Origin of the sequence: Aliisedimentitalea sp. MJ-SS2 (assembly GCF_032586155.1) — a bacterium.
Classification (GTDB): Bacteria; Pseudomonadota; Alphaproteobacteria; order Rhodobacterales; family Rhodobacteraceae; genus JAWHTC01.
Genome location: NZ_JAWHTC010000004.1, coordinates 292,496 through 306,801 on the forward strand (window position 1 = coordinate 292,496; position 14,306 = coordinate 306,801).

Below are 14,306 nucleotides of genomic sequence, written 5' to 3' on the forward strand. Positions count from 1 at the left end.
TGTCGGTTTCCCGTCGATGGTCTGGCTGTTGCGTTCGCCCCAATAGGTCTTGACGCCTTCGGGGCCGCGATCCTCGCTCCACTTGTCGAGCGCGCCGCGGTCAGATTGAAACTCCATAAAGGGCACGGCATAGCCACAGGAAGTCTGAACCAGGTCGATGGACATGTCATAGACCTGTCGCGCACCCACATGGGGGGGGAAATTGGCGTCGAGATCGACGAATTCGGCATCCTCGGCATGAATGGTGCGGGCGGTGCCATAGGCGCGCAGAATGAGCGGGCGTGTGGTGAAGGAGCACCACATCAGTGTCATGCGATTGGCCTGTAAGAGGTGGCCGGCGGTTTCATTGCCCGAGCCGGTGAGGTTGCGCCACAGAATGCGATTTGGCCCCAACACACGCAGCGCATCGCCACCCTTGGGGGAGACGTTGACCCGGCCATCCGGTGCCGCACTGGCAACAAAGAAGATGTGCTGCTCTTCGATGAACTTGATATGCGCGTCGTCGAGAGCGGCAAACTGCTTGGCCATTATTCCACCGTCACCGACTTGGCGAGGTTGCGCGGTTGGTCCACATCGGTGCCCTTGGCGACGGCGGTGTGATAGGCCAGAAGCTGCGCGGGCAGGGCATAGAGAATCGGAGCGAGGACGTCGGCAATCTGCGGCATCAGCAGGGTGATCCAGGCATCTTCAGCAGCCTCGGCGGCACCGGATTCGTCCGTGATCAGAACCACGCGGCCACCGCGTGCAATGACCTCCTGCATGTTCGAGGTGGTTTTGTCAAAAAGCCCGTCGCGTGGCGCCATGACGACCACGGGCACATGTTTATCGATCAGCGCGATCGGGCCGTGCTTGAGTTCGCCGGAGGCATAAGCTTCGGCATGTATATAGCTGATTTCTTTCAATTTCAAAGCGCCCTCGAGGGCGAGGGGATACATAAGGCCACGGCCCAGGAAAAGAATATCGCGGGCCTCGGCCAGTTTGCGCGCAGCGTCGGCCATGGTGCTTGAGCCCTCCATCGCCGTGTTGAAGGCCGCGGGCAACGAGCGTAGCTGGCTGAGGTGGTCGGCGAGCGCGTCAGCGTCCATGATACCGCGGTCCCGGGCGGCCTTGAGGGCCAGCATCAGAAGCACGGTCAATTGGCATGTGAAGGCCTTGGTCGAAGCGACACCTATCTCGGTTCCTGCCAGGATCGGCAGGGCCAGATCGCTTTCGCGAGCGATCGAGCTTTCCGGTACGTTGACCACCGAGAGGATCGTGTCGGCGCGGCCCTCGCAATAGCGCAGGGCGGCCAGCGTATCGGCGGTTTCGCCCGACTGGCTGACGAAGAGCGCGGCGGTGCGGGCGGTGATCGGCGGTTCGCGGTAGCGGAATTCCGAAGCGATATCGACCTCGACCGGGATGCCGGCCAGTTGCTCGAACCAGTATTTCGCGGTCAGGCAGGCATAGAAGGCCGTGCCGCAGGCGACCATGGTCAGGCGGTCGATCTTGGTGAAGTCGATGCCATTGCCGGGCAGGGTGATGTCGCGCCCGTCGGCCGAAAGGTAATGCATGATTGCCTCGCCGATGACGCGGGGCTGTTCGGCGATTTCCTTGGCCATGAAATGTTTATGGCCGCCCTTATCGACCTGGCCAGAGTCGATGGCGACGGTGCGGATTTCGCGATTGGCGGTTGTACCGTGTTTGTCGGTGATCTCAACGCTTTGGCGGGTGACGACGGCAAAATCGCCTTCTTCGAGATAGGTTATGCGGTCGGTCATGGGGGCGAGCGCGATGGCGTCGGAGCCCACGAACATTTCGCCGTCGCCATAACCGATCGCCAGAGGCGAGCCCTGGCGGGCAGCAACCAGAAGGTCTTCTTCGCCGTCAAACAGGAAACAGAGCGCGTAGGCACCCTCGAGTTGGTCGACGGTGGCGCGGGCGGCGTCGCGCGGGGATAGCCCCAGATCCATGTGGTGCTGGGTCAACAGGGCGACGGTTTCGGTGTCGGTCTCGGTGACGAAACCGATGCCCTTGGCCGCCAGATTGGCGCGGATTTCGCGAAAATTCTCGATGATTCCGTTATGCACCACGGCCACGGGACCGGCGCGGTGTGGGTGGGCATTGTCGACCGTGGGCGCGCCATGGGTGGCCCAGCGGGTATGGCCGATCCCGGCCTTGCCGGGCAGGGGATCGTGCACCAGAAGGTCAGAGAGGTTGACCAGTTTTCCAACGGCGCGGCGGCGGTCGAGATGACCGTCGTTCAGCGTGGCGATGCCGGCGCTGTCATAGCCGCGATACTCCAGCCGCTTGAGGGCTTCGACCAAAAGGGGGGCGGCCTCGTGATCACCCAGAACGCCAATGATTCCACACATTTATCCGCGTTCCTTCATCTGTTTTTCTTTCTTGGCCCGCAGGATGTTCATTAGTTTGCGGGCAAATCCGGGTTTGTTGACTTGCTCGGCGCGGCTGATCGCCATGGCACCATCGGGCACGTCCTTGTTGACCACTGCGCCTGTGGCGGTCATGGCTTCGTCGCCCACGGCGACCGGTGCGATCAGCATGGTGTTAGAGCCGATAAAGGACCGCGCACCAATGGTGGTCTTGTGCTTCATCACACCATCATAGTTGCAGGTGATGGTGCCTGCGCCAATATTGGTGGCCTCGCCGACCTCGGCATCGCCGATATAGGTCAGGTGATTGGCCTTGGCTCCTTCAGCGAGCGTGGCATTTTTGATCTCGACGAAATTGCCGACATGGGTGTTTTCGGCCAGCTCCGCACCTGGGCGCAGGCGGGCATAAGGACCGACGATGGCACCGCGTGACACATGCGCCCCCTCGATATGGGTGAAGGCCCGGATGTGGGCGCCGGATTCGATGGTCGCGCCGGGGCCGAAGACCACGTTGGGTTCGATCAGTGCGTCGCGGCCAATGACCGTGTCATGGGCAAAATAGACGGTTTCGGGGGCCATCAGCGTGACGCTGTTTTCAAGAGCCTCGGCGCGGGCGCGGGATTGGAATTCCGCCTCGGCCTCGGCGAGTTGGGCGCGGGAATTGACGCCGAGGGTTTCGGCCTCGTCACAGGTGACAGCGGTAGCCGAAAGCCCCTGCGCATTGGCGATGCCGATGATGTCCGTAAGGTAGTATTCACCGCTGGCGTTGTCGCTGTTCACGTCATCAAGCAGGGAAAACAGCATTTCCGTACGCGCCATGATAACGCCAGAATTGCAAAGGGTTATGGTTCGTTCCTGATCCGATGCATCGTTGAACTCGACAATCCGGTCGAGCCGGTCGCCATCCATCACCAGCCGACCATAGCGACCGGGATCGGCAGCCTCGAAACCCAGCACCACGACATCGTGTTGGGCACGGGCCTTTGCCATACGGGTGAGCGTCTCGGGTCGGATGAAGGGGGTGTCGCCGTAGAGCACGATGGCGTCCCCGCCGAACCCCGCCAGCGCCTCTTGTGCCATCTGGACCGCGTGGCCGGTACCTTGCTGCTCCTTTTGCAGGACCACCTCGGCACGCGAATCAAACTCCTGCGCGGCGGCGGCTACGGCTTCGGCCCCATGACCTGCAACAATGATCGTGCGCTCGGGATCAAATGCGGCGCCTGATTTCATCGCATGTACCAAAAGCGGCGCGAAGGCGACCTGGTGCAGAACCTTGGGGAGGTCGGATTTCATCCGTGTGCCTTTGCCTGCGGCGAGGATGATCAAAGCGGTGCTCATAAAGGTTTCTCTTGTTATTTTCTTTGGGTGACGTTTTATCCGGTTGAAAGCGCGTGGCAAGGGCCGCCACGTTCAACATAGATTGCGGAATGTGACGGCATGCGGCGGAATACTGCTGCGAGAGGGTACGATGAAGACGGTGATTTTCGATCTGGACGGGACGCTGGCGGATACTTCGGGCGACCTGATCGGCGCGGCCAACGCCTGTTTTCGCGAGATGGGAGCGGGGGATGTTCTGGATCCAGCGCGCGATGCCGGAACCGCGCTGCGCGGTGGCAAGGCGATGTTGCGGTTGGGGCTGACCCGATTGGAGGCGCTGGACGAGGCGGTCATTGACCGGTGGTATCCGCGGCTTCTCGAAGTTTATGGTGAAGAGCTTGACCATCATACGGTGATGTATCCCGGCGCGATGGAAGCGGTTGCAACGCTGGACAGTGCGGGCTTTGGCGTGGGTATCTGTACCAACAAGCCCGAGGCCTTGGCCGAGGAACTGCTGCGACGGCTTGGTGTGCGGGATGCGTTTCATTCGCTTGTCGGCGCCGATACGCTGCCTATGCGCAAGCCCGATCCCGAACCTCTGTTCGAGGCGGCGCGCCGGGCCGGGGGGCATCCTGAGAAATGCCTGCTGGTCGGCGATAGCGATACCGACCGCAAAACGGCGCGAGCTGCAAGGGTGCCGTGTATCCTGGTCGAGTTCGGCCCTTCGGGCGAGGACATGGCGGCGCTGGAACCCGAGGCGCTGATCGGGGCGTTTGGCGAGTTGCACGGCGTTGTCGAACGGTTGTTGGGATAGGGCCATGGAGACGTTCAAAGGCAATTTCACTCAGCAGGAGCCGATCCCCGACGAGGCAATCGAGGCCGCCGTCGCGGTCATGCAAAGCGGGCGATTGCACCGTTACAACGTGGCCGAGGGTGAAGCCGGGGCAGCGGCGCTTTTGGAGCAGGAGTTTGCAGAGGCTATGGGCGCGAATTTCTGCCTTGCCGTGGCCTCGGGCGGTTATGCGCTGGCCTGTGCCTTGCGCGCGGTGGGGGTGAAGCCGGGTGACAGAGTGTTGACCAACGCCTTTACCTTGGCGCCTGTGCCGGGCGCGATCGCCAGTGTCGGTGCTGTGCCGGTTTTTGTTGGCGTGACCGAGGATCTGGTGATCAACCTCGACGACCTGCGTGCCAAGCTGGATCACACCGAAGTGCTGTTGCTCAGCCATATGCGCGGGCATCTTTGCGATATGGATCGGCTGATGGCACTGTGCGACGGGGCCGGGGTCACGGTCATCGAGGATTGCGCCCACACGATGGGGGCAACTTGGAAAGGGCGGCTGTCCGGTACGGATGGTCTGGTTGGCTGCTTTTCCACCCAGACCTACAAGCACCTGAATTCGGGCGAGGGTGGGCTCTTGATCACTGATGATGCCGAAGTTGCGGCGCGAGCAGTAATGATGTCGGGTTCTTACATGCTGTACGAGCGGCATCTGGCGGTACCGGAGCCGGAGGTGTTTGAAGAGGTGAAATACCTCACGCCCAACATGTCGGGAAGAATGGACAACCTGCGTGCGGCGATCTTGCGACCGCAACTCCGCAAGCTTCCCGCGCAGTGCGAGGCGTGGAATGCGCGGTACCGCGTGGTCGAAGAGGGCTTGCGCGGTACGCCTGGGTTGCAGGTGGTCGAGCGGCCCGACGAAGAATACTATGTCGGCTCGTCGATCCAGTTCCTGTTGCTTGATTGGAGTGAAGACAAGATCGACGCGGTGATCAAGCGCTGCTCCGCCCGTGGTGTTGAGTTAAAGTGGTTCGGTGGGGCCGAGCCCGCCGGATTCACCTCGCGCTATGACAGTTGGCACTATGCCCCGTCCGAGCGGATGCCGGACAGTGATCGGGTGCTGAAGGCGATCATCGACATGCGCCTGCCGCTGACCTTCGACCTTGACGATTGCGCCCTGATCGCGCGGATCATTCGGGCCGAGGTAGGGGCGGTCTTCCAGGGCAACTGACGCGCCCAACCATTGAAAACCGGGTCATGTCGCACGCGTGGGAGCCTCCGGCGGGAGTATTTCGGCCAAGAAAGAGGCCAGGGGCTTGGTTCTCTTTCTTGGCGGTAAGTACTCCGGGGGTTTGGGGGCTGGCCCCCAATCAACAAAACCTGTGTGCGCAGCACTCATCTGGATCAGGTTGATCCGAATCATTCCTTCCTCTATTAAATGAACAACTGTTCAATAAACTGGAGGGCGGCCTATGTTCCTGGGCGCAATGAAATTTGATCTGGGTGAAGACGTGATGGCCATGCAGGACATGGTGCATCGCTGGGCGCAGGAGCGCATCAAGCCGATGGCGGCCGAGATCGACGAGAAGAACGAATTCCCCAACGAGCTGTGGAAAGAGTTCGGTGAACTGGGCCTGCTGGGCGTGACTACCCCCGAAGAATATGGCGGGGCCGATATGTCCTACCTAGCCCACGTGGTCGCGGTCGAGGAAATCGCCCGAGCCAGCGCCAGCGTTGCCTTGAGCTACGGCGCGCATTCGAACCTCTGCGTCAACCAGATCCGCCGCAATGCCACCCACGAGCAGAAGATGAAATATCTTCCCAAGCTCATTAGTGGTGAGCATGTCGGTGCGCTGGCTATGAGTGAACCCAATGCGGGCTCGGACGTGGTCAGCATGAAGCTGCGCGCCGACAAGAAGAATGATCGTTTCGTGCTGAACGGCAACAAGTACTGGATCACCAACGGGCCGGATGCCGACGTGCTGGTGGTCTACGCCAAGACCGACATGGACGCTGGCCCGCGCGGGATCACGGCCTTCATCATTGAAAAGGAAATGGTCGGGTTCAGCACCTCGAACCATTTCGACAAGCTGGGCATGCGCGGCTCCAACACCGCCGAGCTGATCTTTGAAGACGTGGAAGTGCCCTACGAGAACATCCTTGGTGAAGAAGGCAAGGGCGTTGCCGTGCTGATGTCCGGGCTCGATTACGAGCGTGTGGTTCTCAGCGGCATCGGCACCGGCCTCATGGCGGCCTGCATGGACGAGGTCATGCCCTATATGAAGGAACGCCAGCAATTCGGTCAGCCGATCGGAAACTTCCAGCTGATGCAGGCCAAGATCGCCGACATGTACACCGCGATGAACTCAAGCCGTGCCTATGTCTACGAGGTGGCCAAGGCCTGTGATCGGGGCGAGGTGACCCGTCAGGACGCGGCGGCCTGTGTGCTTTATGCCAGCGAAGAGGGCATGAAGGTGGCGCATCAGGCGGTACAAGCCTTTGGCGGGGCAGGGTATCTTAGCGACAACCCGGTGGGCCGGATTTTCCGCGATGCCAAGTTGATGGAAATCGGCGCGGGCACCAGCGAAATCCGCCGCATGCTCGTTGGTCGCGAGCTGATGGGGATGATGGGTTGATGCGCCTCGGGCTTGCTGTTCTGTTCATGGCGGCAAGTCCCGCCATGGCGCAGGAGCTGGTCTATGATGGCCAGATCACCGTGCGTTGCCTGGCCGGGGCCGAGATGCCCGAGTCCCGTCGCGCATGTGTCGGGTTGGCAGCGGATTCCTGTATGAACAACACGCCAGGTGGCAGCAGCACCGTGGGCATGGGCGGTTGTTTGTCAAAAGAGCTGGATTGGTGGGATGTCAGGCTCAACGAGGTCTACGGCCAACTGATGGCGAAATCACGTGCCAATGACGAAGAGATGGCGTCGATGGGGTCGCATTTGCCGACCCAGGCACCGGCCTTGCGGGACATGCAGCGCGCCTGGATCACGTTTCGCGACAACAAATGCGCCTATGAGGCGACGCTCTGGCAAGGCGGCACCGGGGCGGGGCCAGCCTATGCCGGGTGCCTCATGAACACCACTGCCGAGCAGGTATTTTTCTTGGAAGAAGCGGTGGCCTGGTAGCGCCACCCGGAGGACGACATGAAACTGAATTCACAGGCTTTGCCGACATCGGATGCCTTCAAATCGAACCGTGATGGGCATCTCGAGGCTCTTGGCGTAATCCGCGAGGCCGCCGAACTGGCGGCGCTTGGCGGCGGGGAAAAGAGCCGTGCGCGCCATGTCAGCCGGGGCAAGATGCTGCCGCGCGAGCGGGTGGCGAACCTGCTCGATCCCGGCTCGCCCTTCCTTGAAGTCGGCACCACGGCGGCACATGGCATGTATGGCGGGGCGGCACCCAGTGCTGGTGTGATCACCGGGATTGGCCAGGTCATGGGCCAAGACGTCATGGTGGTGTGCAACGATGCCACCGTGAAGGGCGGCACATACTATCCAATGACCGTGAAGAAACACCTGCGCGCTCAGGAGATTGCCGAGCAGAACAACCTGCCTTGCGTCTATCTGGTCGATAGCGGCGGCGCCAACCTGCCGCAGCAGGACGAGGTGTTCCCGGATCGCGACCATTTCGGGCGGATTTTCTACAATCAGGCCAACATGAGCGCCAAGGGCATTCCCCAGATCGCGGTGGTGATGGGCTCGTGCACGGCGGGTGGGGCTTACGTGCCTGCGATGTCGGATGTGACCATCATCGTCAAGGAACAAGGCACGATCTTCCTTGCCGGTCCGCCGCTGGTCAAGGCAGCCACGGGTGAGGTGGTCAGCGCCGAAGATCTGGGCGGCGGTGACGTCCATACCCGCCTGTCCGGTGTGGCCGATTACCTGGCCGAGGATGACGGCCACGCACTGGCGCTGGCGCGGCGTGCGGTGGGGCAGCTCAATCGCACCAAACCGCTCACCGTCGATTGGCAAAGCCCGGAAGAGCCGGCCTATGATCCCGATGAAATCCTTGGCGTGGTGCCGGCCGATCTGCGCACGCCCTATGATATTCGCGAGGTGATCGCGCGGATTGTGGATGGCTCGCGCTTTGACGAGTTCAAGGCACGTTTTGGTGAGACTCTGGTCTGTGGCTTTGCCCATGTGAAGGGCTGCCCGGTGGGGATCGTCGCCAACAACGGCGTGCTATTCTCTGAAAGCGCCGTGAAGGGCGCGCATTTTGTCGAGCTGTGTTCGCAGCGGAAAATCCCGCTGGTGTTTTTGCAGAACATCACTGGTTTCATGGTCGGTCGGAAGTATGAAAACGAGGGGATTGCCCGCCACGGCGCCAAGATGGTGACGGCGGTGGCCTGCACCAATGTGCCAAAGATCACCATGCTGGTGGGCGGCTCGTTCGGGGCTGGCAACTATGGCATGGCGGGTCGTGCCTATAGCCCACGTTTCCTGTGGACCTGGCCCAATTCGCGCATCAGCGTAATGGGTGGCGAACAGGCTGCGGGCGTGTTGGCCACGGTGAAACGCGACGCCATTGAGCGGGCTGGCGAAAGCTGGAGCGTCGAGGAAGAGGCCGAATTCAAGCGCCCCACCATCGAGATGTTCGAGGAGCAATCGCATCCTCTCTATGCCTCGGCCCGGCTTTGGGATGATGGCATTGTCGATCCGCGCAAGACCCGCGATGTGCTGGCCCTGAGCCTCAGAGCATCGTTGAATGCGCCGATCGAAGACACGCGGTTCGGCGTGTTCCGGATGTGATGAGGTCCTATGTGATGGTCTGGCGGCGCAGGAGGATGGCCCATGGATGAAGGCATGCACTATGGCAAACGCGACAAGCTGACCGGCGAACGCTGGGTCTATGTCAGCCGGGCGGCGGCGCATGCCCATCCGAAAGGGCAGATGCATTGGACCTTCCTTCTGGTCGTGGCCTGGCTTGTCTGGTCGGCGATTGCCAAGTACCGGCTGGGGCTTGAAATCAGCGGGACCGGCTTTGCCGCCGCAGCGGCTTTCCTGCCAATCTTCATCGCTGTTCTGGTCCTGTTAAGGGCTCCGATCGCGCGGATCCTGTTGATCGTCCTGGGGGGCTTCACGATCTATGTCACCGTCAAAAGCGGTGCTTTCGGAACCGGGCTGGGCGGGCTAGCCGACATGCTGGTGACTGTGGCGGTCACCATCTGGATGTGGGAGGGCGAACGGCCGAACCTGGCCTTCGGCTATCGCTTTCGCAGCAACCGCCGGGATGATGAGGTCGGCAATGGTTGACTATGCTCCGATCTCAACACGGCTGACGGAACGCTTCGGCCTTGACGCACCGATCGTCAGCGCGCCAATGGCTTTTGCCGCGGGTGGGGCCCTTGCGGCCGCGGTCAGCCGCGCCGGGGCGCTGGGGTTCATCGGCGGTGGTTACGGCGACGCCGATTGGCTTGAGGCCCAGTGGCAGGAAGCGGGCAATCAGCCGGTCGGCTGTGGTTTTATCACCTGGAAAATGGCGCAGTCGCCCGAACTTTTGACGCTGGCGCTGGACCGCAAACCGGCGGCGATGTTCCTGTCTTTTGGCGAATTGCGTCCGCATGCCGAGCAGGTCAAGGCGGCGGGTGTGCCGCTTTTTGCCCAGGTTCAGACCCTGGCCATGGCGCGTGATGCGGTGGCAGCCGGGGCGGATGTGATCGTGGCCCAGGGGTCCGAGGCCGGCGGGCACGGCGCGACGCGGGCGACAATGACGCTTGTTCCCGAAGTGGTGGATGCCTGTGCCGACAAGGCGCTGGTTCTGGCGGCGGGCGGGATCGCGGATGGTCGCGGGTTGGCCGCGGCGCTGATGCTGGGCGCCGATGGGGTGCTTATGGGGACAAGGTTCTGGGCCGCGGGGGAAGCCTTGGTCGCGCCCGGCTTTCATGACGCGGCGCTGATGGCCGATGGGGATGGCACGCTACGCTCGTCTCTTCCGGACAAGGCGCGTGGCTATGACTGGCCGGGAGAATTCGACATTCGCACGTTGCGCAACCGCTGGATCAAGCGCTGGCAGGAGGACCCTGTGGGCCCGGTAAGCCCGGACGCGCAAGAGGGCTTTGCCAAGGCCGTGGCAGACGGGGATGCGGATGGCGCACCCGCCATTGTCGGGGAAGGAATAGGGTTGATCTCGGCGGTGATGCCTGCTTCGGAGATTGTTGTGCAAACCATGGCACAGGCGAAGGCGGCGCTGGCGCGATGGTGAAGGGTGACGCGAAAAAAGCCGGGCTGTCATGGCAATCAGGAGAGGCGCCGTGCTGATCCTTGCGCGTGCCTTGATTGTGACTGCCGCGACACTTGCGGTGTGGCTTTACCTCGTGCGTTGGCAGGACCGTGGCCGCGAGTTGAATACCTGCCGGATCGGGTTTGTCTATGACGGCGACACGGTGGCGTTAAAATGCGGCGACAACGAGCGCACTGCGCGCGTGGTCGGACTTGATACGCCGGAAACCCGAGATGCGCGATGCGATGCGGAATTCCAGGCCGGCAAGCGGGCGACTGAACGGTTGCGGGAATTGGTAAAGGGCGGCGCGGTCTCCTATCGCCGCAAGGGGACCGACAAGTATGGACGTTTGCTGATCGAGTTGTCGGTAGACGGTGAAGACGTGGCCGGCACGCTTGTGCGCGAAGGGCTGGCGATGCCTTATCGCGGTGGCGGGCGGATCAACTGGTGTCAGCGGTTGGGGGAGTCGTAATGCTGATGATCGTGGCTCTCAAACGATACCCCGGTGCCCAGGCCTTTCGTTTTGGTGACGATGCGGAACTTAATGCCGAAATCCTGTCGCTGGTGCGCGCGGGCAAGAAGACCGTGACCTGTGATGCGGTCGAGGCGTTTGTCACGCGGGGCGAGGATCTTCCGGTGCCTGGGCGGATCGACATTGCCTGCGACTGGGATTGGCGTCCGGCCTGTGCCGTCGAAACAGTGACTTTGGAACGTAGGGCGTTCGAGGAGATGGACGAGGTCCTGGTGGCCGATCAGGGTGAGTTTTCTGATCTGGAAGAGTGGCGGCAGGGCTATCGGGCCTACCTGGAACGCTCGGTCGGGTTTCGACCGGGGATCGAAATGGCGGTGGAGCGGTTCCGGCTGGTGGAGGACCTGGGATGATGTGGCATGGGATGGATTTGGCGGTGTTGTGCGTGGGTTGGAGCCGGGATTCAAGTTCTGGGGCCAAGAAAGAAACGGGGGCCTGGTGAGATGATCGAGGTCTGGCGTGGAAATATTACAGCACTTGAGGTCGACGCGATTGTGAATGCAGCCAATTCGTCCTTGCTGGGTGGAGGCGGTGTCGATGGCGCAATCCACCGCGCGGCTGGCCCTGAGTTGGTTGATGAATGCCGGATGCTGGGCGGCTGCAAAACCGGGCAGGCCAAGCTGACAAAGGGGTACAAACTGCCCGCGAGATGGGTGATCCACACGGTCGGGCCAGTGTGGCAGGGCGGCGATCAGGGCGAGGCGCAGGCGTTGGCCTCTTGCTACCGCGAAAGCCTGGAACGGGCGAGAGAAAAGGGCTGTGAGAGCATCGCCTTTCCGGCGATTTCTACCGGGATTTACGGCTTTCCGAAGGAAACCGCGGCGGAAATCGCGGTGCGGGAACTGAAGGATGCGCCGCTGCGGGTGATCCTGGTGGCGTTTGATGACGAAACCGAAGCGCTGCTGAGGGCGGCGGTGGATAACGTGGGTACGTGATGACGGCCCGCGACATGGAACAGGCGCCCGCGGGGCGCGAGGCATTGGGTGCGAAGGAGACGCAAGATGTTTGACAAGATCCTGATTGCAAACCGGGGTGAAATTGCCGTGCGTGTGGCCGAGACGGCCCGCAGGCTGGGAGTCAAGGTGGTGGCGGTCTATTCTGACGCTGATGCCAATGCGGCCCATGTGGCAGTCGCGGACGAGGCGGTGCATATCGGCGGCGCGGCCCCGGCAGTGAGTTACCTGCGCGGCGAGCGGATCATCGAGGCGGCGCTGGCGACCGGGGCGAAGGGAATTCACCCGGGTTATGGGTTTTTGTCGGAGAACCCGGATTTCGTCGATGCGGTGGAAAAGGCTGGGCTGGTCTTTATCGGGCCGTCGGCCAAGGCGATCAACGCTATGGGGTTGAAAGACGCCGCCAAGGTGCTGATGGAAGAGGCCGGTGTGCCGGTGGTGCCGGGCTATCACGGCTCCAACCAGGACCCCGAGCACCTGTCCGGGGCCGCCGATGCCATCGGCTATCCGGTATTGATCAAAGCCGTGGCTGGCGGTGGCGGCAAGGGCATGCGCCTTGTCGAGAAGCCAGAGGATTTCATGGACGCGCTGGCCAGCGCCCAGGGCGAGGCCAAGACCGCTTTTGGCAACGAGGACGTCTTGATCGAGAAATTCGTCAGCCAGCCACGTCATATCGAACTGCAGGTTTTTGGCGATGGCGAAAAGGCGGTGCATCTGTTCGAGCGCGACTGTTCACTACAGCGCCGTCACCAGAAGGTGATCGAAGAGGCCCCGGCGCCGGGCATGACCGAGGGAATGCGCGCGGCCATGGGGCAGGCCGCTGTGCGTGCCGCGGAGGCGATCGGTTACAAGGGGGCGGGGACGGTGGAGTTCATCGTTGACGGCTCGCGGGGGCTGCGTCCCGACGGATTCTGGTTCATGGAAATGAACACACGGCTGCAGGTGGAGCATCCGGTGACCGAAGCGATAACCGGCGTAGACCTGGTGGAGTGGCAACTGCGGGTGGCCAGCGGTGAGGGCCTGCCGATGCAGCAGGACGAACTGAGCATTACCGGGCACGCGTTCGAAGCCCGCATCTATGCCGAGGACGTGCCGAAAGGGTTTCTGCCAGCCACCGGCACGCTCAGCCATCTAGCTTTTCCGAAGGAGGCACGGATCGACAGCGGAGTGCGGCAAGGCGATACGATCAGCCCTTGGTATGACCCGATGATCGCCAAGTTGATCACCCACGGACCAACCCGCGAGATTGCCCTGAAACAGCTGGAACGCGCATTGCGGCACACGGATGTGGGTGGAACGGTGACGAACGTGTCTTTCCTGGCGCTCTTGGCTGCACAGCCTGATTTCGTTGCCGGTGATGTGGATACCGGGCTGATCGAGCGACATATCGAGGCGCTGTCCGTGGCGCCGTTGGCCTGTACCAAGGCGCGCTCGGTTGCGGCGCTGACTGCGCTGGGCCTTATGCAGGCGCCGGATAGAGCACCGCAAGAAAGCATGGTTCTGTGGTCGCCGCTGACCTCGACCGTGGCGCTGAGCCATCATGATGAGCTTATCGAGGCGCGTGTGACCGTCGAAGGGTCGGGGTCTTACCTTGTTGATCTGGGCGAGGTCCGGCACCACGTCACCCATACCGGCGGCGCTTGGTGGGTCGATCAGACCAAGGTACAGGCGCGGACCTCCTTGACCAACGGAGAACTGACCGTGTTCTGGGGCAATGGCTATCGGTTTCAGGTGATTGACCCGCTGGATCGTGCAGCGGTTGGCGGAGCGGCTTCGGGTGTGATCGAGGCGCCGATGCCGGGATTGGTGAAAGCGGTGATGGCTGAAGCCGGGCAGGCAGTACAGGAAGGCGACCGGCTGGCGATCCTTGAGGCGATGAAGATGGAACATGCGTTGCTGGCGGCACGGGATGGGGTTGTGGCCGAAGTTCTGGTGGCCGCAGGGGACCAAGTTGAGGCCGGGGCGGCGCTTATCCGGCTGGAGGACGAGGCGGAGGAGGCAGCGTGAAGCGAGTGCGGACTGAAACGCGTTGCCCGGGGCATCCCCCCCATCGGCGACAGGTGTGTGCACGACAAGCACCGAGAGCGACCCGCCCGGAGTGGCCTTGGCGCATAAGCGCATCGCCACTTCCTGCTC

13 protein-coding genes and 1 pseudogene are annotated in these 14,306 nt (G+C 62.1%); 11 read left to right on the plus strand and 3 right to left on the minus strand.

Annotation, left to right across the window (positions count from 1 at the left end; genetic code table 11):
• The 3 genes and pseudogenes from RXV86_RS16590 to glmU all read right to left on the minus strand — a co-directional run.
• Nucleotides 1-528, minus strand: a pseudogene (locus tag RXV86_RS16590) (pyridoxamine 5'-phosphate oxidase family protein); the annotation flags it as partial.
• Nucleotides 528-2,351, minus strand: coding sequence for a glutamine--fructose-6-phosphate transaminase (isomerizing) (gene glmS, locus RXV86_RS16595; RefSeq protein WP_316301374.1), 1,824 nt, complete (start codon nucleotides 2,349-2,351; stop codon nucleotides 528-530). The pseudogene RXV86_RS16590 and the gene glmS, both read right to left, overlap by 1 nt.
• The gene (gene glmU, locus RXV86_RS16600; protein ID WP_316301375.1) at nucleotides 2,352-3,707 is read right to left on the minus strand and encodes a bifunctional UDP-N-acetylglucosamine diphosphorylase/glucosamine-1-phosphate N-acetyltransferase GlmU; all 1,356 of its coding nucleotides are present in this window, start codon (nucleotides 3,705-3,707) and stop codon (nucleotides 2,352-2,354) included. It abuts the gene before it with no gap.
• 130 nt (nucleotides 3,708-3,837) lie between these two features.
• Here glmU and RXV86_RS16605 point away from each other — a divergent pair, with 130 nt between their 5' ends.
• From RXV86_RS16605 to RXV86_RS16655, 11 genes are all read left to right on the plus strand, one after another.
• A complete protein-coding gene (locus tag RXV86_RS16605) occupies nucleotides 3,838-4,500 on the plus strand; it encodes an HAD-IA family hydrolase (protein ID WP_316301376.1) in 663 nt (220 codons plus the stop codon).
• 4 nt (nucleotides 4,501-4,504) lie between these two features.
• Nucleotides 4,505-5,695 carry a DegT/DnrJ/EryC1/StrS family aminotransferase gene (locus RXV86_RS16610; RefSeq protein WP_316301377.1) on the plus strand — a complete coding sequence of 397 codons (1,191 nt, stop codon included), beginning with the start codon at nucleotides 4,505-4,507 and terminating at the stop codon, nucleotides 5,693-5,695.
• Between the two features lie 241 nt (nucleotides 5,696-5,936).
• On the plus strand, nucleotides 5,937-7,100 hold the full coding sequence (locus tag RXV86_RS16615; protein ID WP_316301378.1) for an isovaleryl-CoA dehydrogenase: 1,164 nt from the start codon (nucleotides 5,937-5,939) through the stop codon (nucleotides 7,098-7,100).
• Nucleotides 7,100-7,594: a lysozyme inhibitor LprI family protein gene (locus RXV86_RS16620; protein WP_316301379.1), complete on the plus strand. Its 495-nt coding sequence runs from the start codon at nucleotides 7,100-7,102 to the stop codon at nucleotides 7,592-7,594. Before RXV86_RS16615 ends, RXV86_RS16620 begins: the two co-directional genes overlap by 1 nt.
• A gap of 18 nt (nucleotides 7,595-7,612) precedes the next feature.
• Nucleotides 7,613-9,217: a carboxyl transferase domain-containing protein gene (locus tag RXV86_RS16625; RefSeq protein ID WP_316301380.1), complete on the plus strand. Its 1,605-nt coding sequence runs from the start codon at nucleotides 7,613-7,615 to the stop codon at nucleotides 9,215-9,217.
• A gap of 42 nt (nucleotides 9,218-9,259) precedes the next feature.
• Nucleotides 9,260-9,721: a hypothetical protein gene (locus RXV86_RS16630; protein ID WP_316301381.1), complete on the plus strand. Its 462-nt coding sequence runs from the start codon at nucleotides 9,260-9,262 to the stop codon at nucleotides 9,719-9,721.
• Nucleotides 9,714-10,670 carry a nitronate monooxygenase gene (locus RXV86_RS16635; protein WP_316301382.1) on the plus strand — a complete coding sequence of 319 codons (957 nt, stop codon included), beginning with the start codon at nucleotides 9,714-9,716 and terminating at the stop codon, nucleotides 10,668-10,670. Before RXV86_RS16630 ends, RXV86_RS16635 begins: the two co-directional genes overlap by 8 nt.
• A gap of 28 nt (nucleotides 10,671-10,698) precedes the next feature.
• Complete coding sequence (locus tag RXV86_RS16640; RefSeq protein WP_316301383.1) at nucleotides 10,699-11,160, plus strand: thermonuclease family protein; 462 nt, start codon at nucleotides 10,699-10,701, stop codon at nucleotides 11,158-11,160.
• Complete coding sequence (locus tag RXV86_RS16645; RefSeq protein ID WP_316301384.1) at nucleotides 11,160-11,570, plus strand: ASCH domain-containing protein; 411 nt, start codon at nucleotides 11,160-11,162, stop codon at nucleotides 11,568-11,570. Before RXV86_RS16640 ends, RXV86_RS16645 begins: the two co-directional genes overlap by 1 nt.
• A 90-nt stretch (nucleotides 11,571-11,660) precedes the next feature.
• Nucleotides 11,661-12,152 (plus strand): O-acetyl-ADP-ribose deacetylase, encoded by a 492-nt coding sequence (locus RXV86_RS16650; protein WP_316301385.1) that lies wholly within the window; start codon nucleotides 11,661-11,663, stop codon nucleotides 12,150-12,152.
• 66 nt (nucleotides 12,153-12,218) lie between these two features.
• Nucleotides 12,219-14,177 (plus strand): acetyl/propionyl/methylcrotonyl-CoA carboxylase subunit alpha, encoded by a 1,959-nt coding sequence (locus RXV86_RS16655; RefSeq protein WP_316301386.1) that lies wholly within the window; start codon nucleotides 12,219-12,221, stop codon nucleotides 14,175-14,177.
• Nucleotides 14,178-14,306: the final 129 nt, after the last annotated feature.